Origin of the sequence: Falsiroseomonas selenitidurans (assembly GCF_012103215.1) — a bacterium.
In the GTDB taxonomy this organism is placed as follows: domain Bacteria; phylum Pseudomonadota; class Alphaproteobacteria; order Acetobacterales; family Acetobacteraceae; genus Falsiroseomonas; species Falsiroseomonas selenitidurans.
Window position 1 is genome coordinate 1 of the sequence record NZ_JAAVNE010000044.1, and the last position, 24,405, is coordinate 24,405.

Genomic DNA, 24,405 nt, shown 5'->3' on the forward strand with positions numbered 1-24,405 from the left:
CCTCGAGCTTGAACTCGCGGCTGAATGTCCTTCGTCCCATGCAAGGGCCTCCGATTGGGTGAAAACCTTATCCAGGTGTCCACCAAACCGGCAGCAGGCCAAACAGCGTCGTCGTGCCATGGCGCTTGTAGTCGTGCGTCATGGTCGCGCCCCGGCCACGCTTCATCGGCAGCCCCGGCTGGGTGCGGTCGAGCGCCTGGATCTGGCTCTTCTCGTCCACGGACAGCACCAGGGCGTGTTCAGGCGGATTGACGTAGAGGCCGACGATGTCGCGGACCTTCTCGACGAACTTCGGATCGTTCGAGAGCTTGAAGGTCTCGACCCGGTGCGGCTTCAGGCCGTGCTCGCGCCAGATGCGATGGATGGTGGACGGCGCCAGGCCGCTCGCCTTGGCCATCGAGCGCAACGTCCAGTGCGTCGCCGCGGGTGGCTCCTCGTGCAGCGTGCGCTCGACCACCGCGGCGATCTGGTCGGGCGAGGCGGCGGCGAAGGCGCGGCCTCGCGGGGCGTCACGGAACAGGCCGTCGGCACCGTCCTGCATGTACCGCGCCTGCCAGCGCCAGATCGTCGGCTTGCCTTTCCCCGTGGCCGCCCGGATCGCCATCGTCCCCGCGCCGTCCGCCGTCATCAGCACGATCCGCGCCCGCCAGACGTGGTGCTGCGGGCTCTTGCGGTCGCCGACCACACCTTCGAGCCGCTCCCGGTCGCCCGGACGAAGCCGGACCTCAACGCCTTCCCTCATGCGCCCAGACTCGCAGGTCCAGGCCAGCATGGGAATCATCAACATCGATCAAACCACTAGAGATGGCTGGTGGTGAACGGTAGCCCCCCTGGTATCGTTTCCACCTGTCCAGCAAGGGAAGGCTGGGAGTATCCAGCGACGCCAGAGGAGCGGTTAACTATCTGGAGGAAGCCCGCAACGCAATCAAGGCGCTTGGCCGTTCAATCATCTTGGTCCACCTCGATGAGTGGGCACGGCACCACCGGCAGCGCGCGGGCCTGCATCTGCTGTATCAGGACCACGATGGGGTTTACGACGGCTTCACCCTGTGGCTCCGCCTTCTCCCCATAGCTCCTCGGCAGCATCTTCGCAGCGAACCACCGTCGCGCATCGAACTCCAGCCGGCCAAGGGCGGCGTCAGTTGCTCGCTGAGCGCCGTCCAGCGCACCCTCCGCGATGGCGTGCGCCTGGGCTTCGCGCGCGCGCGCGTAGAGCGCCGAAAAGCCATCGCGGTCCTCGATGGCCCAGAGACGAACGGTGCTGTGTGCCGGCATGCCCGGCGCACGACAGATGGCGGTCAGCGTTTCGCCCTCGGCCATACGGCGACAGATCATGGCAACAAGCTCACGCGAATAGGCGCTGGGGCGGCCAGTCAGCTTGGCAAGCGGCTTCGCCATGGTGGTGGTCGGGGTCTTCCTGCTCATGGTGTTTGATCCTAGCGCCGCAGGTGACAGCCCGCGGGAGGCGGCGCGCGCCCGGTGCCGCAGGGAGAAGGCGCGAGCGTGAAACGTCGCACCCGTCGCCATGCGCGCGCGGACGGCCAGCGCGTGTGGCGACAGGTGCGGAAGGTCCTGCTTCAGCGACCCGAGAGGGTGATTTGCGGGGTTTGCGGGGTCTGCGGGGTTGGTTTCAGCCACCCTATGCAAACTGTCACCACGCACCGCTGTCTCATGTAGAGAGACGCAATCAGAAACTGACAGTTCGCGCGTTGGGGCTGAAACAAGCCCGCCAAACCCCGCAAACCCCGCAGAATAGGTCAGGAGCAACTCTCGACCCTCCACCGCTGAACCTTCTCATGTCCGTCTGCGAGGCCGCGCTTGATGCGGAGGCCGGCCACGATCCGGCCCTCCCGCGCCAGCAGCCATTTGCCAAGGCGCCGCCCGTTCACCTCGCCGCGCTCGCCGAACAGGCGCAGCAGGGCCTCGCGGAGATCGGGAAACCGGTAGTCGGTCGGTTCGCCTATCCGGGTTTCTTCACGGCGCTCAATCATCTGCGAAATCTCGCGGATGGTCATTGCGTCTGCGCCGATCGCCTCGTGCCAAAGCCCCGTCACCTCGCGCAGATCGGTAAGCTCCGGGTCATCCTCCCGCGCCTCCTCCATGGACTTCGCCGGGTCTTCGCAGCCCAGCCAAACCAGGGCGGAGCGAACCCGGTCCGACCAATCTCCGAAGGACGCGATCGGCTTCAGGCGCCCCGGCTGTCCTGCGGCTTCGTATGCCCGCACGATGATAATGCAGGCGGAGACGTAGAGGTTGCGATCGGCCAGCACCGTGACGACGGGTTCGGCCTTGAACTCGCGCAGCTCCGGCCGCTCAACGCCGGCGTCCAGGCTGCAAACGACGGTGCGGCGGACCATGTCGCCGCGGACGCGGAGATTGTTGCCGGTCGCGAAGAGCGTTGCGCGGCTTTCGACTTCCACGATATCGGAGCGGCCCAGCGGCCTGAGTCGGACCAAGGGGCGTTCGATCGCCTGGCACAGCAGATCGCCGCCGAGTTCGCCATTGACGTTATCGAGGCTGCAAATCGGGAAGCCGGCCAGCAACAGGCCGGCGATCCGCTTCTCCGTCTCTGCTTCGTCCGGCGCCGCGGAAGCGACGGGGCAAGGCCTGCCGGTGCTGATCGCGCTAGCGACATCCGCGAGATAAGACTTCCCGGTGCCGGCCGTGTAGGCCTTGAACGCGTGCAGCGGCGCAACCGACAGCGCGCCGCGCACCACTGGCGTGATGAGGCCCGACAGCGCGACAGCGCGGCTGACGTTATCCACGAACGGGAACTCGGTCAGCAGCCGGGACAGCAGCACCAGCGCCTTTTCCGCATGGGATCGGGTCGGGGCCTTGGTGGCGGGGTGAAGGCGAAGATTGGGGTCGGCCATGTGGAAGAGGCGGGTGGCTTCGTCGTAGCCGGGTTCAGCGAGGATGCTCCCGTCCGGCCGCAGGGTCGGCGTGGTGATGACGCCCGCGATGCGCTGGAACTGCCATTCGCCCATGCGGGACAAGATCGTTTGTGCCACCGACATGGGCGGATTGACCTGCACCCAGTCGTCGGAGCGGGCGTCGAACCTCTCCCAGGTCGCCACGCTGCAAAGCTGGTCGATCATGCCATGCGCCGTGATTGCGACCAGGCATGCCGAGTTGGTCGTGCGGCCATGTGCCGCCGGGACAACCTGCAGTGCCGGTCGGACCAAGCCGATGCCGCGCTGGTAGATCGGCCGGCCCGCCGCGATGATGGCCGCTTCGCCGGCCGTGGCTTCCTCGTGCAGGTGACCGCCACGGAGCCGGATAAGGTCGGGCGCACCGGGGTCTGACTCCGCCCGCACGCTCGACGCCTTCCGGCGTGCCTGCTTCTGCGCGGCCGCCGGCGCTTCCACGGTCGGCGCGCTTTCTGCCAAGCGCAGCAGCGCATCAGCCGTGCCGCCGGCAGCCAGCCAGTCGGAGACATCGCCCTTCGTGGGCAGGTCCGGCAGGGCGAGGATGCGAACCGATGCCGCGGTACCGGCGAGGCTGCGTGCAACGTCGGCAGCGTGATCCTGGCCCGGAAGCACCGGCCGACCGTCCGGATGATGAAGCGGGATGCCTCTCGCGTCCTTCGCTTGCGGGTCGTTGTCGGGCAGCACCACGACCGCGCTGCCACGGAAGTAATCAGCGTACTCCTGGCGCCACTTCCCGGCACCGCCCGCATTGCAGGTCGCATAGAGGCCCAGGGCTCGAAGGGCATCGACGTCCTTCTCACCTTCCACGATGAAGACGCGCGCCTGCGGCGGCGCGGCCAGCAACTCGGGCAGGCGGTAGGGCACCAGGTGGGTGCCCTTGACGCTCCAAGTCCACCCGCCAGCGCCGTCGTCCCTGCGCTGCCGGAAGGTCTTCGGCTCGTAGCGCACCACCTGGAAGGCATGGGCGCCGCTGGCGTCATGATAGTCGTAGGTCGCCACGATCCGGCCGAGGGACGACTTCCTCACAGTCGCAGAGGTGCCCCTTGAGGCCTGCGTCTTGATCTCGGGACCGACTTCGCGCTGAAGCCACTCAATGGCCTCACGGTCGACCAGACGCGTTTCGCGCCGCACCAGGTCAAGCACGCCACCGCCCTGCCGCCCTTCATGGTCGAACCAGGTCCCGGCGCCGTCGCCGGCGAGCTTCACAGACAGGCTGCCATTCCGACCGAACCGCAGTTCCACTTCACTGGACAGGGCGTCGTTAGGCTCCCCCAGCAGACGGCGCGCGACGGGGCCAATCATGGAAGCAAAGTCCAGGGCAATGCCATCAAGCATGCGGCTCACCATTCAGCCGCTCCGCCGCGCGCTGCCACATAGCTTCCAGGTTCCGCGTCGCGACCGGGCCGAGGGGCGTTCGTATGGTCAGCAGAGAGACCAAAAAGGCGCGGAGCGCGGGCGAGAACTCCTGAGCATGATAGACCAGCAAGACGCGAGCCCTTGCCTTGACGATCTTGACCGGGAGGCAAGGCGTGCTGGCACGCACGCAATCGGGTGCTTGCATTGAAATCTGTGGTGCAGCGATGTGAATGCGTGCCGACAAGGGCAGGATAGGGTCAGCCCCGGCGGATGCCGCGGGCGCGGCCTTGGAGGGCGCCACAGGCTGGGTGGACGGCGCCGGCGGCATCGGTGCCCACGCATCGCCCAGAAATGCCAGCGCCCAGGCATAGGCGTCCCGCTTGGGGTTGCGCAGCAGATGCGCCACCAGCCCCAAGGGATCGCCGCTGGTCCCAGCTTCGTAGTCATGCCACGAACCGCGCTTCGGCCCGGCCACGATCACGGCAAGGCTACCCTTGCTGCGGAAGCGCCATTCATCGCGGCTGCGGCTGGTCGGCTCCCCAGCAAGCTTTTGCGCCAATTCGGTCATGCGCTCGGCAAGCAACCAATTGACGGTCGGGATGTCGTGGGAGGCGGTCATGCCATCGCCCCCCACGGCTGCTGGCGGGCCGTCACCCGAACCGCCAGCAGGGCGTCGTGTTCCAGCAGGTCGGCGGCACCGTGATCGCCATGGCGGCGCGCGTCGGCGGCCGCGGTCAGAAGTGCGCGCAGCCTGCCGGCGGTGAATGCCGGAAGCAGTGGATTGGGAAGGCGAGGAACGCTAAAAAGGCGAGGATCGTGCTGCCAGGCCGATACCCCGCCCCGCGTTCCGGTGTTGTTGCCGGGCGTGGGGCTTTCCATATTCTAAACGCCCCTACTGCGCTCAGCGCCGATGCTTGCCGCCGGCAAGCTGGCCACCAGCGCCGCCAGCGAGGCGCCGTCGACGATGGTAGTACGGCCGCATTTGCGGAACAGCAGGCGGCCGGCACCCGCCTCGCGGTAGAGCGCGCTGCGGCTTAGGCCGCTCCATGCCACGGCGCCAGAGATGGTGAAGCCGGCGCGGGCCTCGGCAGGTTTGATCGAAGGTTGTGTCGATGAAGCTGACAGCATGCGGGCGGGTTCCTTCCAGAGTCCCGGGGATCTCCGGGGGATGACTGGAAGGTCCATAAAAAAAGCGGGATTGTAAAACTAAACAGGTCGCCTTCGTAAATGAGCGATCCTGCGTTATTTGACATTACTCTACTTCTTTATTTGCCGAATCGCAGCGGTCGCGAATCGATCCCGGCAATCCCCCTTGAGGAGCCCGTTTAGGTTTTTGCGCCCGATGGTGGCTAGTGGAGTGATTCCAGCAGACGTTTCCCGCGTTGGTGCTTGCCGATGATGGTGTCGGCGGGCGCGGTCCAGCGGAATGGCTTTGGGTCGGCGTTGTGCGCGGCGAGGTAGGCGCGGATGGCTTGGTTCAGCTCGATGACGGAGCGGAAGACGCCGCGCTTCAGCCGCCGCTTGGTCAGGGTGGCGAACAGGCCCTCGACGGCGTTGATCCAGGAGGCCGAGGTTGGCGTGAAGTGGACATGGAAGCGCGGGTGGCGGGCCGTCACAACATGCGAGCAGGCCACCCACCACGTGCCACGTGACCTGCCCCCCCCTTGCCGCGGCTGGACCCGCGGCGCGTGCCACGTCAAGGTGGAAGCAGTGCCCGGCATGGAAGCCTCCCTTGCCGCCTGGGTGCCGCACACGCTGAACGGCTTGGCCACCGGCGGGGGCAAAACCATCAAGGCCCCCGACTTGGCACCCCGCCTACCGAAACGTGTCGAGGCGCAGCGGGTGCTGTTGTTGGCGGATCACGCCTTGGCAATTGGTCGGCCGGCGCATTCGCCAGCTCCAAGCACAGCGGCACCCGCCTGCCGTTCACCGACGCACTCACCGTTCAGCACCTGTACGCCCGAGGCGCCGCCAGCTTGGGTCAGGCAGGCGGCTGATCAGCCAGCTTTCAAGGTCGATGCGGGCAAGGATGGGCGGCACGGCAGGCGGTCTTCGCAGGTGCGAGCGGAGGACAAGGTGCAATTACTACCTTCGGCGCAACGGCAATCTCGGCGGCACCCAAGTGGTGGCGACCGCTGCCGCTCAACCCTGGGACGTGCCGACAAGAGGCACAATCTGTGAATTCTCTAATTTTGTGTTTTAATGTCGACTTATGTGTTTTCCGGTCACTGGTGTTCCCCCCCCGGTCGGTGCACGTTAAGGGGAATGGCGCGAGAAGCCGGCATGGGAAACGATGCAAACAGATACTGCGGGTGAAGTCCTGTGTGTGCTCGTCGTCGATGACGAACCGCAGGTCACGCATCATCTCGTCCAAGGTCTCTCTCTCCTCGGCCTGTGTGCCTTGGGGGCAGGCTCGGCGGCGGCCGCCCTTCAGATCCTTCACGACGACCCGCGCGTCGCCGTGGTCATCACCGACATTCGCATGCCAAACCAGGATGGCCTTTCCCTGGCGCAGGCCATCACTGGGTCCCGCGAGGAGGACCAGGCGATCGAGATCATCGTCATGACCGGCCACGCCACGCTGGACGATGCCGCCGCGGCCATGCGCAGCCGCGTGTCGGATTTCCTGCGCAAGCCGTTCCGCCTGGCGGAGGCGATGCGCGCCCTGACCGCGGGGCTGGACCGCGCGCAGCGCCGCCGGGCGCAGGGCCGGGCGCTGAAGGCGCAATCGCTGCGCCTGCGGGCGCTGGAAGCGGAACGCAGCCGCCTGGCCGCGGAGATGGAGGCGGCGTCGCTGAGGCTGGCCAAGGCGCCCGCGCCGCCCGGCCTGACGTGGAAGCTGGAGCGGGACATGCACGCCATCTCCCACGCCCTGCGCACGCCGCTGGTGGCGATCTCCGGCGGTGCCGAACTGCTCGGCATGCCGGCGCAGCAGCAGCAGGAAGCGGAATACCTCGCCTTGCTGCGCAACGGCGTTAGCCAGGCGCGGGAAGCGGTGGAACTGGTGGAGGAACTGCACCAGGTGGAACGCCCGGTGGCCTCGCCGCGGCAGGAAAACGTGCCGCTGGCGGCGCTGGTGGCGCAGCAGGCGGCGTTGCTGCAACCTGAGGCTGCCGCCCGATCCCTGCGGTTGGAGGCCGGGCCGCTGGAGCCGCTGTCCTGCACCGGCGACCGCGCCAGGCTGCGGCGCGCGGTGGCCTTGTGTCTGGGGGCCGCGATGGAATGGGCGCCGCGCGATTCGCAGATCGGCGTGCGCCTGGACCGCGCGGCGCTGGCGGCCGCCCCTGGCGCCGAGACTGGCGGCGAAGCTGGCAGCGAGGCTGGTGCAGGCGCCCCGCTGGGTGGCTGGGCGGTGCTGACCGTGTCGGTCTTTCCCGGCCCGGCACCGGGGCAGGCGCCGCCGCCGGGGATCGCCTTTCCCGAACCCGACACCGTCTGGTCCCGCACCCAGGAAGGGCTGCGCTTCGCCATCGCCCGGCACCTGGCGGAACAGCATGATGGCCGGCTGACATCCTGGAACGGCGGCGCGGGCACCATGGCCCTGCGCCTGTCGCTGCCGCTGTGAGGCGCCGTTGATGCCCTTTGTCGCAGTGCACCGCACCCGGAGCATCCGCCCCCAGGCCCTGCTGCTCGTGCTGCTGCTCGCCTGCGGGCTGGTCGGCCTGTGGGTCGTGGATCGCGCGGTCGAAACTTCCCGCGCCGCCGGCGAACGCGCCGCCTTGCGCGTGACGGAAGCCGCCGTGCAGGCCGTGCGGCAGCGGCTGGAACGCTCGCTGGAAGCGGTGGCCAGCCTGCACGCCATGGCCCGCTACGTGCGGCTGGACCTGCGCGCCGAGCCGTTGGCCGAACCCTCGGCGATCGAGAGCTATCTGGTGAAGCTGGCCCGCGAAGGCCGCTTCGGCGTGCTGCAGGTGGCCATCATCGACGCCGACGGCATGCTGATCTGGAGCACCGTGCCGGGCGTCGAGCGCGGCGCCCGGTCCATGGACCTAGCGGACCGCACCCATTTCCGCGTCCATCGCGATGGCTGGCGCGATCCCTATGTCAGCAGCCCGCTGGTCGGCCGCGCCAGCGGCCGCTGGAGCGTGCAGGTCACCCGGCCGCTGCTGGACGAGACCGGCGGCTTCCTCGGCGTGGTCGTGGTCTCGATCGATCCGCTGGACCTGGGGGCGGACCTGGAGAACCTGGACTTCGCCCCTGGCGCGGTGGCGACGCTGTTGCGCCAGGACGGCATCATCCTGACCCGCAGCGACGAGCCCGTGGCCTTCATGGGCCGCAGCTTCAACGCGGCCGCGGTCGGCTCCTTCGCCACGCGGCCGAGCGGGTCGGGGCGGGTGGCGCAAGGCCCGGAAGGCGGCGCGCGGCTCTGCGCCTGGCAACGCATTCCGGACTGGCCGCTGGTCGTCGTCTTCGAACTGGACGAGACGCCGATCGCCGAGGCCGCGGTGGCATTCCGCCGGCTGCTGCTCCTGGTGTTGCTGGCGGTGCTGACCGGCCTCGGCGCGGCCGGGCTGCTGGGCATCTCCTGGTTTGGGCGGCTGCGGGAAAGGGCGGAAGTCGCCCGGCTGCACGGCGCGGCGCAGGAGGTGCGAACGCTGCTGGAGGCGCTGCCGGGCGCCGCCTATCGCGGCCAGATAAGCGCCACCGGTGAATATCGCCGCCGACACCTGAGCTCCGGCATCGTGCAGGTCTCCGGCTGGCCGCTCACAGCCTTCGAGTCGCAGGATTTCTATGCCGGGCTGATGGCGCCCGGCGAGACCGAGAGCCGGGCGGAATTCCTGCGCCGGGTGTTCCGGCTTTCCGATGCCGTGGCCGAATACCGCATCCGCTCCGCCGCCGGCCCCTGGGTCTGGGTGCGCGACCATTGCCGCGTGGTGCGCTTCACGGATGGCGGCGACCATGCCGAGGTGGTGGGACTCATCATCGACATCACCAGCGAGCGGCAGCTGAAGGCGCAGGCCTTCGCCACCGCCAAGCTGGCCACATTGGGTGAGATGGCGACGGGCCTGGCGCATGAGCTGAACCAGCCCTCCGCCTCCATCACCCTGGCCGCGGACGTGGCCGCCTTCGAGATCGACCGCGCCGCCGCCGGCGACCTCGACTCCGCGCGCGGCCGGCTGGACGACATCGCCCGGCAGGCGATGCGGATGCGGGAGGTGATCGACCACTTCCAGGTCTTCGGCCGCATGGGCGAAAGCAAGGAAGGCGTAGTTGGGTTGCAGGATGTGGTAAGCGGCGCGCTGAAGATCGGCACCGGGATGCTGAAGGCCGCCGGCATCGGCGTGACGACGGACCTGCCGGAGGCGCTGCCGCCGGTCTGCGGACAGCTGGTGCCGCTGGAACAGGTGATGGTGAACCTGCTGGTCAATGCGCGCGACGCCATGGCTGCTACCCCGCCCGACCTGCGCAGCATCGCCATCGCTGCCCGCCCGGATGCGGCGGCCAGCCAACTGGTGCTGACGGTGCGCGACCACGGGCACGGCCTGGCGCCCGAACATGCGGGCCGGCTGTTCGAGCCCTTCTTCACCACAAAGCCGGTCGGCTACGGCACCGGGCTGGGCCTCGCCATCGCCTATGGCACCATCCGCGGCTTCGGCGGCAGCATCGCCATCGAGAACCACCCGGAAGGCGGCGCCGTGGTCATCATCCGGCTCAACCAGGCCGCGACCGGCGCGGTCGCCATCGAGAACGCCGGTGAGAACGTTGTCGAGGTCGCCGGTGGGGACGCCTTCGAGGACGCCTGGGCGGCAGGGCCGCCGCGCGCCGCGGTGCCGGCACCGTGATGGGCGTCGCAGCGCCGCGCGTGCTGCTGCTGGACGACGACCCGGCCTATGGGCGCCAGATCGCCGAATACCTGGAGTTCCAGGGCTGCACCGTGCAGGTGACGCAGGAGCCCGAGGCCTTCGAGGAGCAGGTGCGGCGATCGCCGCCCGATATCGTGCTGCTCGACCAGCGGCTGGGGGAGGTGCGGGGCACCGAGATCCTGCTCCGCCTGCGCCAGCACAGCAGCGTGCCCTGCATCATCGTAACCGGGCTTTCCGAGACGCTCGACCGGATCCTGAACCTGGAGGTGGGGGCCGACGACGAGGTCGAGAAATCCGCGCCGCCGCGTGAATTGCTGGCGCGGATCCGCGCGGTGCTGCGCCGCAACGCCTCCGCCGCGAAACCAGCCACGCCGATGCGTGACCGCCGCCAGGGCGGCTGGACCCTGGCCGCCGCGCGGCGCGACCTCATCCGCCCCGACGGCACCGCCTGCGGCCTGACGGGTTCGGAGTACGAGACCCTGGCGCTGCTGTGGGACCAGCTTGGCCAGCCGGTCAGCCGCAAGGCCATCAGCGACCAGGTCTTCAAGCGATCCTACTGGCCGGGCGACCGGGCGGTGGACACGGTGGTGATGAAGCTGCGCATGAAGATCGGCACCAAGGACGGCCACCAGGTGATCAATTCGGTGCGCCTCGCCGGCTACGTCTTCACCGGCTTCGGCCAGGCGGCGGCGGAAGCCTGATGGCGGATCGAAAGCGGCGGGACAAGGAGCCGGTTTCGCGCCTGCTGCACGAACTGGCGCAGCCGTTGGCGACGGCGGTGCTGGCCGTAGAAATCGCCCGCATCGTGGCGGAACGCGGCGAGGTCGGCGCCGCCGCCCAGCGGCTGGATGCGGCGATGGCGGCGCTGGAGCAAATGCAGGCGCTCCTCGCCGCCCATCGCCGTGCCCGCCGGGAGGATGGCGCCGGCTGAAGCCTGTAATACAGGGCCACATCGATCCCAAGCTGCGCCCTCCGGCGGCGGGCGAGCGAGGCGGCCGAACGGCCAGCCGCGCCCAGTGGCGCGTCGCCAAACCGGCGGGTGCCGGCGCCGTCGCGCCCCGGGCCTGCCTGCGGCACGAATGAGGCGGTTGGAGCTATCGCTCCAACCGGTCACGATCACCAGGATCTGGTATCAGGCCCAGCGTGTGGCGGAGCGCAGCGAAGTGCGCAGCCAGTCCAGCAGGCCGCGGCCTTCCGGCACACGCCCCGCCCTTGCCAGGGCCGCCAACACCTCCACCTGCGCCGACAGCGTCGCAATCCGCGCCTCCAGCGCGGCTTCCCGCTGCCGCGCCGCGGCCTGGCCCTGCGCGATGGTGAGCAGCAGGCCGAGCTGGGAGGGCGCCTGCCGCAACAGCCGGCGCTGCTGGGTGGAACGGTAGGCCGCCTGTTCCGCCGCCGCGATGCCGGGCGGACCGGCCTGGCGCGTGGCGAGCGGCGCTGGCAGCAGGGCGATGCGCCATTCCATCAGCAGGCGCAGGTGCAGGTCCCACCGCGCCGCGCCCATCGGAGCGATATCCCAGCCGCCAACCTGTTCCAGCGCGTCCCGCCGGTAGACAAAGGCATGGCAGCGCGGCGCCGCGTCCTGCAGCACAGCCTCCAGCTCCAGGTCGTGTGGGCCGACACAGGCGGGGTCGGCCTCTACCGCGACGGCGGCGATGCCCGCCTGGTCCCGTGCGCGGAAACGCGCATGGACCGCCGCCAGAAAGCCGGGCGCCCAGCGCTCCGATTCCGTCAGCACGGCGATCGCGCTGCCGCGGCAGCCATCCGCCAGCCGCGCCGCGGTGGACCAGGCGCCAGCGAGGCCATCGGGGGACAGGCCATCGGCGGGCAAGATGCTGACCTCGGTACCGGCGGGCAGGGTGGCGCGCGCCAATGCCGCGGCCTCCGCCGCCTCGCCCGCGCCCAGCGCCACCAGCACCTCCGCCGGAGCCATGGATTGCGCGGCGACGTCGGCAAGGCTGGCGCGCAGCCGTGACAGCCCGCCGCATGACAGGATGATAACGGAAATAACAGCGCCAGATTCGGGAAAGGGTTCGAGCCGTGGCAACATTCCTGGAAATCCCGGATTAAAAGGGCGAAATGATATTAGGCGCGAAATCACCGACAAAATATCGCGCGGAATATCAATAGGGGTCCCATTCAATGCGCTCGATCCGCAACGCGTCATACCAAATGGCCAGGACGACGAACGCCGCGAGAAGGGCAGGGATGAACACGGCGGCCAGAACAACCCCGTAGACAACTTGCATAATGCGTCCTCGGTTCTTGGCAGCGATCTGCTCCGACCCGGCGCGCTCCGGGACATGGAACGGCCGTGTCGCTGAAGGGCGACAGCCACCCTCTTGGGCCCCTCAGCTATAAAGCGCCCCGCTATGCAGCAAGCGGCGAATGGCCGGATCCGCACGGAATAACCAAAGAGCGACGTTGGTATTCAAGGATCCACAGAACTCAACACATCATTCCGTTTCCTTATCGTCCGAAAGCGTTGAGATAGCGACTGTTGAAACGGGGGATCGGGCCGTCATGCCGAAGGGTTGGTGCCGCAGCATCGCAGCGGAAATGGTTCAGCCAATGCCCCGGACGTTCGGGCGGCTGCCGCAGGTCGGGCTGGTGCTGGGCCTGGTGATCGGCCTTGCGCCCACCGCCCCAGTGCTGGCAAACGAGATCGGCGGCAACTACGCTTGGCAGTTTCGCGGCGTGGGCGAGCGCACGCTGTCCCTGCAGCAGCTGGACCTGCTGATGCGGCGCAATGCCGGTGGCTACAACAGCTACTACAACAACACCTACAACACGTACGTCGCCGGCGACCAGGTGAACTGCTCGGTCTCCGCCACCGCGGCGGGCAACACCGGCACCTCCAGCGCCAGCGGCTATTCCTCCTCCCCCACCATCGGCAACACGCCAAGCATTCTGGCGCAGGCGACGGGCAGTAGCCTGGCGTCCCAGGGCTGGCCGACGGGTGGCGCGGTGGCGCCGCTGAACTCGACGCAGGGCAATACCTCGAGCCCGCAGAGCGCGACGGTCAGCGGCACGATGTCGACGCTTGATGCAGCGAACCTGCAATCCTCCGGTGGCGTGCTGAGCCAGGCGCTGAACTCCGCGCAGACCAACACCAACAGCCCGCAGACCGCAAGTGTCGCCGGCAGCACCGCCTGTGCGGGGCGCTGATCCGGTGCGTGGTCCTCTGATGCGCGGTACGCTGCTGGTGGCCGTCGCGCTGTCCCTCGGTGCCTGCGCGGAGCAGACCATGCGGCGGCAGACGCCGGAAGGCGCGCCGCTGTTGCAGGGGCCGGCCGTGGGTGGCAACGGCACGCCGCTGGATACGGCCTTTACCTGCTACGCCGATCGCCTGGCGGAGCGGCCGGCGCCGATCGCCATCGGCGTCGGCGAGGTGCGCGACTTTACCGGCAAGTCCAGCATCAACGAAGGTGCAACCATCACCCAGGGCGGCTCGCTGATGGTGATGTCGGCGCTGGGCAAGCTCGGCCGCGGCATCCGTATCCATGAACGCTTCGACCCGCGCGTGGGCGAGCTGGAGCTGATCTACACGGACCGCCGCCAGCTGGGCGATGGCCGTGCCTACAACATCCCGGAAGGCAACCGCACGCGGCAGGTGCCGTGGGTGCCCTACATGGGCGGCTCCATCCTGCAGTCGCAGTACTACATCGTCGGCGGCATCACGGAGGTGAACTGGTCCATCCAGTCCGGCGGCGTCAGCGCGCGGGTGAACGGCGTGGGGCCGCGGGCGCGGTCCTTTGTGATGAGCATCGCGGCGGATCTGCGCATCGTCGATACGCGCAGCCTGGTGGTGGCGCACACCGTTTCGCTGCAGAAGCAGGTCATCGGCCACGAGATCGACGCCGACGTCTTCCGCTTCTTCGGTGACCGGCTTTTCGACGTGAGCATCGGCACGCGCAACCTTGAGCCGGTGCAGCTGGCGGTGCGCGTGGCGTTGGAACTCGGCGTGTTGGAACTGGTCTCCCACGTCACCCGCGCCCCGCTGGAAGGCTGCCTTGACCAGGCGGTGCAGGCCGGGCTGGTCAGCCGCGCCTATGTGCCGCCGCAATTCCCGCCGCCGCCGGAGCCTGAGCCGGCGCCGGTGGTGGTCGCGCCGCCAGCCCCGCCGCCGCCGCCGCGACCCCGCCCGGCCGCGCGCCCCCGTCCGCAGCCGGCGCCGCCGCCGCATGCCTCCCGCTGCGTCACGGAAGGAACGCCGCCCTCGCTGCGCTGCATCCCGCCGACCGAGGCCAATGCGCCCGCCCGGGCGCCCGAAGCCCCGGCCGAGCCGCCGGCTCCGCTGGTGCCGCCGGTGCTGCAGCAGCAGCCGGTGCAGCCTGCTGTGGCGCCGCTGCAATCGCGGCCCGTGGCGCCAGGCCCCGGCTACAGCCGTCCGGATTCGGCCAGCCGGCCGCCCATCCCGAGCTGGCTGGAAGGCCCGGCACAGCAGCCCGGCGCGCCGGCCTCGCTGTACGGCCCGGGCGGTGCCGGCACGCAGGTGCCGTCGCCGCCGCCGGTTCCGGCCGCACCCGTCATCCCGCCCCACCTGCTGGACGGCAACAGCCCGGCACCGGGTGGACGGGTGAACATCCTCGGCTAGCCCGACCCGTTCGGGCCAGCCGGTGTGACAGCGGCGCTGCACGGAGACGGTGCCGCGGAAACACCCCGCCTCGCTTGAGGCGCGGGTTCCCTCATCGTGCGGAAGACTCCGCGCGATCCAACTAGACAGGAGAGTTTCTTGAGCAGTTCCGCGAAGACAAGACGTCCGACGAGGTCGTTCCTGCTGGCCAGTGCCTCCGCCGCCGCGCTGTTCGCGACGCCGGCCGCCGCCCAGCTGGTGAGCTACGACTTCACGACCGCCCCGGGTTCCGTCACCGCGCCGAATACGGCCGGCGGCGCCGCCATCGGCAACCTCGCCAGTCAGATCAACAGCGCGCTGTCCGCGACCGCGGTGATCACCGGCGGCAGCGGCGTGACCACGACGCCGGGCACCGGCGCCGTGTCGGCCACCAACACGCTGACCAGCAACACCATCGCGGCCGCCGTGTCGGGCAACGTCTCCGGCCCCGCGACCGGGCTGAGCACCTTCGTCGACCTGTCCGCCATGGACGCGTCCGGCGGCGGCTCCGCGGCCGGCACCGTGTTCCAGAGCAACAGCGGCCCGAACATCCTGGCCGGCATCGGCGTCAGCACGACCGGCGTGTCCGACACGCTCGGCGCGACGGTCGCCGCGACCTTCGCCGGCGCCCTGAACAGCACCGCGACGCTGTCGGGCAACACCATCGGCAGCACCGCGGCCGGCAACCAGGCCAACACCCTCGTCGGCGGCGACACGCCGGGCGCGGGCGTGGCGACGCCGACGGGCGGCACGCAGATCGTCATCGGCGCCGAGACGGTGCGTCAGCGCACCAACACGGTGGACTTTGACGCCTATCGCGCCCCGGCCGTCACCGCGTCTGCCACCGGCGTCGCGGGCGGCACCGGCACCTCTGCCACCGCTTTCGGCGTCGATGCGTCCGGCACGACGGCGGGTGCGCTGGTCGGCGAATATCATGACGGCGGCAGCGCCAACGTCACCATCCCGGCCTACACTGACAACTCCTACGCCGCGGGCCGCGAGATCGACCTGACCGGCGTGGTCGTGGCTTCGACCGCCCAGCAGAACACCGGCCTCACGACCGGCGCGACCATCCAGGCCATCACGGATATCGGCTCCGTCGCCGCCACCCTCTCGGGCGGTGCCTCGGGCGGCTCGCTCGGCATGGCAGGCAACAGCATCCTCTCCGCCGCCACCGGCAACACCGCCGCCACGGGCCTTGCCGTGACGGGCGGCGCGCCGACCGTGGCCGGTGGCCTCGGCGTGCTCAACGGGCAGCTGAACTCCTCCTCCGCCGCTGGCGGCGCAGGTGCCGCCGGGATCAGCGCGCTGACCGAGACGGGTTCGGTGACCGCCACGCTGGGCGGCACGACCTCCGCCTCCACCCTGACGCTCGACGCCAATGCAATCGGCGCGACGGCCACCGGCAACACCGCCACCAACACGCTGAGCGTGGCGACGACGGTGCACGCCAATTCGGGCAGCGGTGCCGGCACGGGCGCGGTCTCGACCGGCGTCGTGCTGGCTGAGGAGCGGACCCGGTACACGGAGAGCGTCGCGGCCGGCGATCCCCTCGCGGGCAGCAACACGCTGACCACCACCGGCTACAGCGCGGTGACCGCCGATTCCTCCGGCATCTCGCCCTCCTACAACAGCTTGTCGGTTGCGGCGGACTATGCCGCGGTGAACGTGCAGCGCAACCGTGGTGCCGACACTGCGCCGCTCTCCATCGTCGGCACGCTGCGTGACGCGACGGTGAGCATCGGCGGCGCCACCGCGACGACGGTGACGACGACGTCGAACAGCACGCTGTCGATCGCCGACAGCCAGCTGACCGCGGCGGCCACCGGCAGCACCGCCACCACCGTGGTGGGCAATGGCGGAATGCTGCTGGGTGACCAGGCCACCGTGGCTGGGCTGAACCTGCAGGAAGCGGTGAACACCACCGTCCAGGCCAACAACAGCGGCGCCGGCATCGGCGTCTCCCTGTACCGCGACACCGCCGCGGCGGTGGTGACCGGCGGCAGCCTGGATGTCTCCACCAACACGGTTGGCTCGACGGCCCAGGTCAACGCGGCCACCACGCAGCTGACCAACCTGGCGGCGGACGGCACCACCCTGGCCGCCACGACGGGCCTCGGCGTGAATGTGCGCTCCACCACCGCCACCGCGCCGGAGAACCTGGACGTCAGCTACGGCGCGACCCGCTTCGCGGCGGTCTCGGCGCAGCGGATCGGCACCACCGACACGACCGTGGGCTCGGCCGCCCTCATCCTCGGCGAGGCGAGCACCAGCAACACCACGATCTCCGCGGCGCTGACCCAGGGCGCGGCGGCCGGGCCGTTCACGGCCGCGGCCGGCACGACCACCGCGCTGGAAGGCAACGTGATCTCGGCCGCGGTCGGCGGCAATGCCTCGACCGTCGGGATGAGCTTCGCCAGCGGCTCCGGCTCCACCATCCCGGGCGGCGCCCTGGCCGGCACGGCGCAGATCATCGCGCCGACGGTCGATGGCGCGAGCCTGCAGGCAAGCGTGAGCAGCGCGACGGTCGCCGTCTCTGCGCTGGGCACCGATGCCGGGCCGACGACGAATGCCGGCCTGTTCGACGGCGGGTCTGTCACCGTCGCCGGCAACACCACCAGCGCGCGGGTCATCGGTAACCAGGGCAGCGCCACCATCACCGGTGCGCTCGAACTGATCGCCGGCGGCAGCAACGCCGCGGGTGCCTCGGCCACGCTCAGCTCCTCCGTCGTCGCGGCGGCGGCGGGCACCGCGGCCTCCTCCTCGGCGGGCAGCTACGTCGTCTCGAACGTGCAGCGGACGCAGCCGACCGATGACGGCGCGCCCAGCACGCTCGGCATCACGGCGACGACGGCGAACGCGCAGTTCACCGCGCTCGGCGGCTTCGATGCCAGCACCGCCTCGGTGTCCGGCAACGTGGCGACCTCGGTCGCGGCGGCCAATGTGTTCAGCGGCGGCCTGGTGGATCTCCGCCCGGCGGGCAGCGCGACCCAGCTGGCGGCCAGCCAGCAGGACGTGGCCAGCACCACCGTCACCGCCTCCCTCACCGGGAGCGTGTTCGGCGTGAGCACGGGCCGTGCGGCCGGGACCTGGGATGCCGTTACCGGCACCTCCGGCGACCTGACCGGGGCGGCGGTCACCGTCTCCGGCAACACCGCGCGTGCCTTCGCGGTGATGAACGAGGGCAGCCTGTCGGCCAGCGGCGCGACCCTCACCGACCTCAGCGCGGCTGGGACGGGTGCGGTTGTCGATGCCTCGGCCACCGGTGGCGCCGGCTCCGTGCTGTCGCTCAGCGGTGCCACCATCGGGCTGGCCGGGCAGCAGGCGGTGGCGCTTGATACGGTCAATGGCCGCGTCGGGTCGGCGTCCGTCGGCAACACCTCGGCCGGCATCTTTGGCGGCACGGGTGCGGTCAGCGGCTCCACGCTCACCGTGGCGTCCAACACCGTCGATGCGCGGATGGTGGCCAATGCGGCGACCCAGTCGCTCAGCGGCGACTACTTCGGCGGCGGCGTCGGGGTGATGAACAGCCAGGACGTGACGCAGACGGGCGCGACCAACGGCCTGAGCAGCAGCAACACCAGCACCACGATCGCGATCAATATCGCGCCGCCGGTTGCCGGTGCGGCGACCTCCACGGCCGCGGTCTCGGGCAACACCATCGGTGCCTCCACCATGGTGAACGATGCGACGCAGAGCTTCGTCGCTTCGCGCACCGGCTCCGTCGGCACCAGCTCCGGCACCGGCAGCCTGAGCCTGGCAACCGGCACGGGCGCGACGCCGCTCAACGTGCAGAATGCCGACTACCTGCTGGGCAATGTGCAGACCTCGAACGGGGTGCGCGCTTCGGCCTCCACCACGGGTGCGCAGCTGGCCGTCCTCATGCCGTCCAGCGGTGTCACCTCCTCGCTGCAGGGCAACCGCGTCTATGCCGAGGTCATGGGCAACCGCCTGAGCTCCGCGCAGTCCACGCCTTTCACGACCAACGCCTACACGCAGACGGCGAGCTACCAGGCCAACACCAACAGCTCGTTCAACGCCTCCGTGTCCGGCGCCTCGGTCAGCCTGACGGGCGGCGGTGGGTCCTCCGCGGCCTCCACCGCGCTGCTGTCCGGCAACACCATCGGCGCCAGCGCCATGGGCAACGTGCTGCGCGCAACGGTCGGCGCGCGCTGACGAAACGGCACGGGCCGGCACCCCCCCGCCGGCCCGTGCCACCGATCCACCCGGCCCCCCCGCCGGGTGGTTCCTGCGACAGGGCGCGCGCACCGCGTGCGTGCGCCCTTCCTGCCATCAGGCCTCGGCCGATGCGGCCGCTCCAGGGAGTTTTCGGCGTGCGCTCTGTTCTTCACCACCGGCGGATGCGGATTGCGGCGCTGGCCTTCTCGCTGGGCTGCCTGGCAATGGCCGCGCCCGGTCGTGCCATGGCCGCCGACAACACCGGCAATTACTCGGTCCGCGGCATCGGCAGTTCCACCTGCCAGCAATATGCCGGCGCCGTCGACGGCAACACGCCCGACCTGCGGGGCTTCATCGCTTGGATGGAAGGCGCCCTGACGACGGTGAACCGGCTGTCGCCGAACCTGTTCGACGCGGTGCCCTTCAACTCCGCCGGCGCCTTCGCCGCCGTGGTGCTGCAGATCTGCCGGCAGGCGCCGGCGCTGCAATTCAACGCCGCCCTGATGCGGGGGCTGGAGCGGATGAACCCGATCCGCGTCACCACCAATTCCCCCTGGGTCGAGATGACCGTCGGTACCAACCGCGTGACGCTGCGGGCCGAGACCCTGGCCGGCGCCCAGGCGCGGCTCGGCGCGCTCGGCCTGCTCTCCACCCCGCCGGATGGCCGCTTCACCGTCGCGACGCGGGACGCGATCAAGCGCTTCCAGCAGATCCGCCGCATGAACGTGACGGAACTGCCGGACCCCGACACCATCATGGCGCTGATGGTGGGGCGATGAGCCGCTTCGGCTCCCGTGCGGCGCGGCTGGCCCTGTTTGCCGGCCTCGGCGCCCTGGCCGTGCCGCCGGTTGGCCTGGTGCAGGCACAGGGCCTGGCCTGGCAGCCGCCGACCTTCGGCTTCGCCGGCCCCACCGGCCAGTCTGGCGCTCCCTGGGGGTGGTGGCCGGTCGGCCAGCCGCTGGCCGCCAGCGCGCTGTGGGTGGAGCCGGTCAGCCTCAGCTGGTCCTTCGCCGGCTCCGCCGGCGGCCAGGCGCTGCGCTACAGCCTGCCGGTGCCGGTCGCACCGCAACTCGGCGGGGTGTGGAGCTGGATCCCGCCCGTGATGCCCGCGGCCGCGCCCGACTGGACCATTCCCACTGTGTTGAACGGAGGCACCTTCCATGCCTGGTGAACCGCAGGCCGGCCCCTGGGCCGGCCGCGCCGCCGGCCCGGGCGTGCGCGAGGCATCCTGCCGATGACCGATACCCTGGACCAGGCCATGTCCACCGGCCAGTTCGCCCAGCTCGTCGCCGAGATCGAGGTGGCGGAGCTTGAACGTGGCGCGGCGATCGCGCCCGTCTTCCTGTGGCTGTGGGAACACCGCGTGCAGGTGCGCGGGCTGCTGACCGCCGGTACCTCCTGGGCCGCGCTGGCCGCGGCGCTGGGGCGCATCGGCATCGGCGATGCGCGCGGCGCGGCGCCGAGCGTGGAGCATTGCCGCGCTGCCTGGGGCCGCGTGGTGGCGTTCGAGCCGCTGGTCGCTGGCCGGTCCCTGGAGCGTCCTGCCGTGGCGGCTTCGGCCCCGGCCCCCGCGCCGCCGCCGCCCGTCGCCGTGGCGGAGTCGGCGCCGCGCGCCGCGCCCGCGGTTGCCGGCGGCGCCGGCCCGGCGCCGGCCGCCTCGCCGGCCGGGATGGCGCTGGGCGAGATCCTGGCGCAGCGCCGGCGCTCCGCGCTGGCAGACCCGCCGCCGCTGGACCTGGCGGTGCGTGACCGCCGGCCGCGGCGGGATTCGATGGGAGATATGGCATGACCGCCGGCGTGATGAAGCTGAAGGCCGGGGAGGTCGTGCTGGTCGGATCCGACCGTGGCGGCGTCGGCAAGACCATGACCGCGGAGCTGGTGGCGACGCGCATCGAATGCCACGGCATCACCCCCGTGGTGGTGGAGGTGGAGGCCGAGCCGCGGCTGCGGGAGGTTCTGGGCGAGGCCATGGTGCGCAGCCTGCGCATCGCCAGCCACGGGCCGGAGGAGCTCGAGCGCGACCCGGCGCTGCTCTATGAGGTGTGGGAGGAGCTGGGGGACATCATCCTCGGCGCTGACGCGCCCGTGGTGGTGGACCTCGGCGCGAACCTGACCAAGGCGCTGGCCGCCTACCTGGCGGAAGTCGGCACCGAGGGGCCCTTCGGCAGCGGCGAGACGCTGTGGTTCCTGGGCATCACCGGCGGCGACCGTTTCAGCCTGAGCAGCGTGAACCACGGCCTGTCGTACATGCAGCAGGCCGTGCCGCGGTCGCATCGCTGGCTGGTGATCAACGAGCAGAATCCGCGCTTCCAGATCGGCACGGACAGCGAGCCGGTGCAGGCGATGGTGCGCGCGCACCGGCTGGAAGGCGTGATGCGCCTGCAGGCCTGCACCGCGCCGGTGCTGCAGACCGTGGTCGATGAGTCGCAGCGCCTGGCGGATGCCGCGGTGCGTGAAGCCGCCTACTGGTCCGCCAAGGGCTACGGGCAGAGCGAATCCCGCCGCGCCGTGCGCCGGCTGCGCGCCTTCCTGGCGGAAGCCACCGCCATGCTGGACCCGATCTTTCCCCCCCTGAAGCCGGCGGAGAACGTGGCGTGAGCAGCACTGGCCCGATCACGCTGGACCTTGCCGACCTGCGCCGCCTGCTGCGGGATTCGGAGCGTGACTTCGATGCGCTGAGCCGCGAGGAAGCCGAGCGGATCCTGCACATCCCGGACCCTGCGCAGCGGCTGAAGGCCTATCTCAGCCTGCGCGAGAACTGGAGCCGCGGCGGCGACCGGCTGCTGCCGGAGGATGAGGCGCGGATCCTGGCCAGCCTGTCGCGGCTGGCGGCGGCCGATGTCGCCCCGGTGCCGCGCCCGCCGCAGCCCGGCCTGCCGCTGACGCCTCTGGCGCTACTGTCCTGGGCGGCGCAGTGGCGGCCGCTGCTGGTCGAATCCGGCCTGCGCCGCGCCGCCGCCGCCGCCGCGCCGCTGACGCCTGCGGCCTTCGAGATGCTGGCGACCGCGCAGGAAGACCTGCCGGAGGCGGAACGCTTCCCGGAGGTGGCGATCCTGCGGCTGCTGGAGGCGCTGACGCGGGAGTTGCAGGAAGGTCTGGAAAGCCGCCTGCTGCTGCGCGAGGAAGCGCTGTCCGGCCATGTCGGCAACCTGGCCGGGCTGCTGCGCAACGTGGTGGAGGCCAAGGCGCGGCGCTTCATCCCGGTGCCGGCGGCCCCCGCCACGCCGCCGCTGCGGAGCAGCATCGGCACCATCCTCGGCTGGCTCGAATCGCTGCTCGCCTTCGAGGAGGCGGTCGGCTCCCGCGCCCTGCTGCAGGCCGGGCTGGTGGTGGAACCCACCGACGCCGCGGCGCGCTTCCGCGCCGCCGCCCGCCAGGGTGCCACGGATGTGCAGGGCCATGCGGCGTCGCAGCTGGCGAGCTGGCGCCGCGCCGACCGTGCCCACCGCGCGGTGGCAACGGCGCAGCGCGCCGGCTGGCTGACCCGCGACCGGCTGGTGGTGCTGCCGTCCTATGACGTGGACGAGCTGGAACGCTGGTTTGCGGCCTTCGCCGTGCCGCCCGCGCCGCTGCCGCCGCATCCGGCCACGGCGACGCCGGCGGCGGTACAGCTGTACTGGGTGGAACGGCGGCGCCATGCGTTGCGGCGCATCGCCCTGACGCTGCTGGCGGAAGGCGCGGTGCCCGACCTGGCCACGGCGGATGGCCAGGCCGCGGCCCTGGCCGGCGCCGGCAGCGCCGCCTTCGCCGAGGATGGGCAGGAGGTGCAGCAGGCGGACCGCGTGATCACGCTGTGCGAACGCCTGCTGGTCCGTGGCGCGGCGACCGAGCCGGTGGCCAATGCCGGCCAGGCGGAGGCGGTGCTGGCCGCCTGGGCACAGGCCGATGCGCAGCCGATGGGCCGCTGGCACGGCCTGGCTGCCGCCCTGCCACCCGCGGTCGCCGCGCCGCCGGCGCCGGCGCCCATGCAGCGCCTTGCCAGCCCCCCGCCGGAACCAAGCACGCCGTACCTGCTGGCGGCTGCCGCTAATCCTGCGCCGGTGGCAGCCCCGAACCCCCTGCCGGTGGCGGCGCCAGACGCTGCGCCGGCGGAGGTGCCGACGCCACCACGGGCCACGGCCGCTTCGCCGGCCTCGACCTCCTCTGAGCTGGTGCCGGCGCCCGATGCGGGCTTCGAGCGGGCGGAGCCAGCCACGACGGGGCAGCCGGCGCGCGGGGTGCGGCGGCGGGTTGCCGCGGCCATCGCGCAGGCCGGCTTCCTGACGGCGGCCGGCTTCGTCGTGGTCGGCAGCTGCCTGCTGTATCAGGCGGCCATGGTGGGCCGCGCCGCGCTGGCCGGCGGCGTGCCGGAAGCGGTCTCGGAGTTGGTGTTGCGCAGCGCCCTGCTGCTCGACCCGATTTGGTTCCTCGGCGGCATCCTGCCGCTGCTGGCGGTACTGGTGCTGCTGGCTGATCTGCGGCGGCTGCCCTCGCTCCTGCGCGGCCGGGGCTGGCGCTTCGGCACCCTGGTCCGGTTGGCGGTGGCCGCGGGCCTGATGGCCGGCAGCTCGTTGCTCGACCGGCCGCTGCGCTTCACCTTCACCGGCGTGGGCCTGCCCGCCTGGCCGGAGCGGGTGGTGGAACGTGGCGGCGTGCCGACCTCCACGCTGAATGTCGGCGAAGGCCTGTGGCTGTCCCGCCGGGTTGTGGAGGTGATGCGCAGCGACGACCTGCCGCCGGTGCCACCGGGCCAGGCGCCGCTGGTGCTGCTGCGGGAGGTTGGCTTCTTCGGCGGGCTGCGGAACTGGTGGCTGGCGAATGCGCCGGATGCCGAGGCCCTGGTCGCACGGCCCCTTGCCTCCTTCGCGGATGCCCCATCCGCCGTCGAGCGAAAGAACCCCACGCCATGACCCATCATCTCACCCCCTCGCGGGCCGGCGTCGGCCCCGCGCTAGTGCTCGGCGCGCTGCTGTCCGGACTGGCCGGGGCGCCGGCCCTGGCGCAGCGCAACGGCGCGGCGCCGGCGCCGCCCGCGCCGGCAACCCAGCCCGCACCGGCGGCCCCTGCCACCCCGGCACAACCCGGTGCCGCGCCGCGTGGCTGGGAGACCTTCACGCCGATGGTGCTGGAGCGCGTGTTCCGCGGCCCGCTGCGCGACACGCTGGTGCAACGCTGGCGAGACCCGGTGGATGGCGCCATCTGCTTCATCTACCTGCCGATCAGCGCCGCGGCGGCGGGCCAGGGGCCCTACCTGATCTACGGCCCCAACACGATCGGCTCCATCAGCTGCGTCGCACCGATGCAGGTCATCCAGCTCCAGGGCGTTGCACCGTCGCCGCCGCCTCCGCCGCCGGCCCCGCCGCAGCGCGGCCGGTAGGGCGCTGCCGCCGCGGCGCGGCACCTTCGCAAGAGCAGTGAAAACGGCACGCGGCATCCTCTGCCGCGCGTTCCGCGTTGCAGCTTCGGGCGGGCTGCGGGGTCGCCCGCTTCTCAACCCGGATCGACAGGACTCAGCAGGATCAGGCCGGGCCGTGGCGCGAGA

At 70.9% G+C, this 24,405-nt stretch carries 21 protein-coding genes and 1 pseudogene; 13 read left to right on the forward strand and 9 right to left on the reverse strand.

The features are described from left to right. Positions 1–85 precede the first annotated feature (85 nt). The 7 genes and pseudogenes from HEQ75_RS21155 to HEQ75_RS21185 all read right to left on the reverse strand — a co-directional run. Positions 86–742, reverse strand: a pseudogene (locus HEQ75_RS21155) (IS630 family transposase); the annotation flags it as partial. A gap of 200 nt (positions 743–942) precedes the next feature. Then, entirely contained in the window at positions 943–1,425 is a 483-nt protein-coding gene (locus tag HEQ75_RS21160; protein WP_168034111.1) for a terminase small subunit-like protein, read from the reverse strand. A 332-nt stretch (positions 1,426–1,757) separates the two neighbouring features. Then, positions 1,758–4,277: a topoisomerase gene (locus HEQ75_RS21165; protein WP_168034112.1), complete on the reverse strand. Its 2,520-nt coding sequence runs from the start codon at positions 4,275–4,277 to the stop codon at positions 1,758–1,760. Further along, positions 4,258–4,905 (reverse strand): hypothetical protein, encoded by a 648-nt coding sequence (locus tag HEQ75_RS21170; protein WP_168034113.1) that lies wholly within the window; start codon positions 4,903–4,905, stop codon positions 4,258–4,260. Before HEQ75_RS21170 ends, HEQ75_RS21165 begins: the two co-directional genes overlap by 20 nt. Beyond that, entirely contained in the window at positions 4,902–5,165 is a 264-nt protein-coding gene (locus HEQ75_RS21175; RefSeq protein ID WP_168034114.1) for a hypothetical protein, read from the reverse strand. Before HEQ75_RS21175 ends, HEQ75_RS21170 begins: the two co-directional genes overlap by 4 nt. Before the next feature lie 3 nt (positions 5,166–5,168). Next, complete coding sequence (locus HEQ75_RS21180; protein ID WP_209318697.1) at positions 5,169–5,414, reverse strand: hypothetical protein; 246 nt, start codon at positions 5,412–5,414, stop codon at positions 5,169–5,171. Positions 5,415–5,635: 221 nt separating this feature from the next. Continuing rightward, a complete protein-coding gene (locus HEQ75_RS21185) occupies positions 5,636–5,902 on the reverse strand; it encodes a hypothetical protein (protein ID WP_168034115.1) in 267 nt (88 codons plus the stop codon). 677 nt (positions 5,903–6,579) lie between these two features. On the opposite strand from HEQ75_RS21185, the gene HEQ75_RS21190 reads away from it, so the two are divergent. Genes HEQ75_RS21190 through HEQ75_RS21205 form a run of 4 tightly spaced genes read left to right on the forward strand, consistent with a single transcriptional unit; the run spans position 6,580 to position 11,021 of the window. Then, positions 6,580–7,851, forward strand: a complete 1,272-nt coding sequence (locus HEQ75_RS21190; protein ID WP_235962030.1) for a response regulator — start codon at positions 6,580–6,582, stop codon at positions 7,849–7,851. A gap of 10 nt (positions 7,852–7,861) precedes the next feature. After that, positions 7,862–10,069, forward strand: a complete 2,208-nt coding sequence (locus HEQ75_RS21195; protein ID WP_168034117.1) for an ATP-binding protein — start codon at positions 7,862–7,864, stop codon at positions 10,067–10,069. Beyond that, on the forward strand, positions 10,069–10,791 hold the full coding sequence (locus HEQ75_RS21200; RefSeq protein ID WP_168034118.1) for a response regulator transcription factor: 723 nt from the start codon (positions 10,069–10,071) through the stop codon (positions 10,789–10,791). Before HEQ75_RS21195 ends, HEQ75_RS21200 begins: the two co-directional genes overlap by 1 nt. Beyond that, on the forward strand, positions 10,791–11,021 hold the full coding sequence (locus tag HEQ75_RS21205; RefSeq protein ID WP_168034119.1) for a hypothetical protein: 231 nt from the start codon (positions 10,791–10,793) through the stop codon (positions 11,019–11,021). The genes HEQ75_RS21200 and HEQ75_RS21205 overlap by 1 nt, the downstream gene beginning before the upstream one ends. Positions 11,022–11,222: 201 nt before the next feature. Here the strand turns inward: HEQ75_RS21205 and HEQ75_RS21210 are convergent, their stop codons facing one another. Both HEQ75_RS21210 and HEQ75_RS28870 read right to left on the reverse strand, forming a co-directional pair. Then, complete coding sequence (locus HEQ75_RS21210) at positions 11,223–12,023, reverse strand: hypothetical protein (RefSeq protein ID WP_168034120.1); 801 nt, start codon at positions 12,021–12,023, stop codon at positions 11,223–11,225. 190 nt (positions 12,024–12,213) lie between these two features. Then, positions 12,214–12,339 carry a hypothetical protein gene (locus HEQ75_RS28870; RefSeq protein WP_268887792.1) on the reverse strand — a complete coding sequence of 42 codons (126 nt, stop codon included), beginning with the start codon at positions 12,337–12,339 and terminating at the stop codon, positions 12,214–12,216. Between the two features lie 322 nt (positions 12,340–12,661). On the opposite strand from HEQ75_RS28870, the gene HEQ75_RS21215 reads away from it, so the two are divergent. The 9 genes from HEQ75_RS21215 (at position 12,662) to HEQ75_RS21255 (ending at position 24,240) form a co-directional block, all read left to right on the forward strand. Then, positions 12,662–13,258 carry a hypothetical protein gene (locus tag HEQ75_RS21215; RefSeq protein ID WP_168034121.1) on the forward strand — a complete coding sequence of 199 codons (597 nt, stop codon included), beginning with the start codon at positions 12,662–12,664 and terminating at the stop codon, positions 13,256–13,258. Positions 13,259–13,277: 19 nt separating this feature from the next. Beyond that, positions 13,278–14,687 carry a CsgG/HfaB family protein gene (locus HEQ75_RS21220; RefSeq protein WP_168034122.1) on the forward strand — a complete coding sequence of 470 codons (1,410 nt, stop codon included), beginning with the start codon at positions 13,278–13,280 and terminating at the stop codon, positions 14,685–14,687. Positions 14,688–14,825: 138 nt separating this feature from the next. Then, positions 14,826–18,881 (forward strand): beta strand repeat-containing protein, encoded by a 4,056-nt coding sequence (locus HEQ75_RS21225; RefSeq protein WP_168034123.1) that lies wholly within the window; start codon positions 14,826–14,828, stop codon positions 18,879–18,881. A gap of 158 nt (positions 18,882–19,039) precedes the next feature. Further along, complete coding sequence (locus HEQ75_RS29095; protein WP_168034124.1) at positions 19,040–19,663, forward strand: peptidoglycan-binding domain-containing protein; 624 nt, start codon at positions 19,040–19,042, stop codon at positions 19,661–19,663. Beyond that, positions 19,660–20,055 carry a hypothetical protein gene (locus HEQ75_RS21235; RefSeq protein ID WP_168034125.1) on the forward strand — a complete coding sequence of 132 codons (396 nt, stop codon included), beginning with the start codon at positions 19,660–19,662 and terminating at the stop codon, positions 20,053–20,055. The genes HEQ75_RS29095 and HEQ75_RS21235 overlap by 4 nt, the downstream gene beginning before the upstream one ends. Before the next feature lie 63 nt (positions 20,056–20,118). Then, on the forward strand, positions 20,119–20,673 hold the full coding sequence (locus tag HEQ75_RS21240) for a hypothetical protein (RefSeq protein ID WP_168034126.1): 555 nt from the start codon (positions 20,119–20,121) through the stop codon (positions 20,671–20,673). Further along, positions 20,670–21,482, forward strand: a complete 813-nt coding sequence (locus tag HEQ75_RS21245; protein WP_168034127.1) for a hypothetical protein — start codon at positions 20,670–20,672, stop codon at positions 21,480–21,482. Before HEQ75_RS21240 ends, HEQ75_RS21245 begins: the two co-directional genes overlap by 4 nt. Continuing rightward, the gene (locus tag HEQ75_RS21250) at positions 21,479–23,773 is read left to right on the forward strand and encodes a hypothetical protein (RefSeq protein WP_168034128.1); all 2,295 of its coding nucleotides are present in this window, start codon (positions 21,479–21,481) and stop codon (positions 23,771–23,773) included. Before HEQ75_RS21245 ends, HEQ75_RS21250 begins: the two co-directional genes overlap by 4 nt. After that, the gene (locus HEQ75_RS21255) at positions 23,770–24,240 is read left to right on the forward strand and encodes a hypothetical protein (protein ID WP_168034129.1); all 471 of its coding nucleotides are present in this window, start codon (positions 23,770–23,772) and stop codon (positions 24,238–24,240) included. The genes HEQ75_RS21250 and HEQ75_RS21255 overlap by 4 nt, the downstream gene beginning before the upstream one ends. Positions 24,241–24,405: the final 165 nt, after the last annotated feature.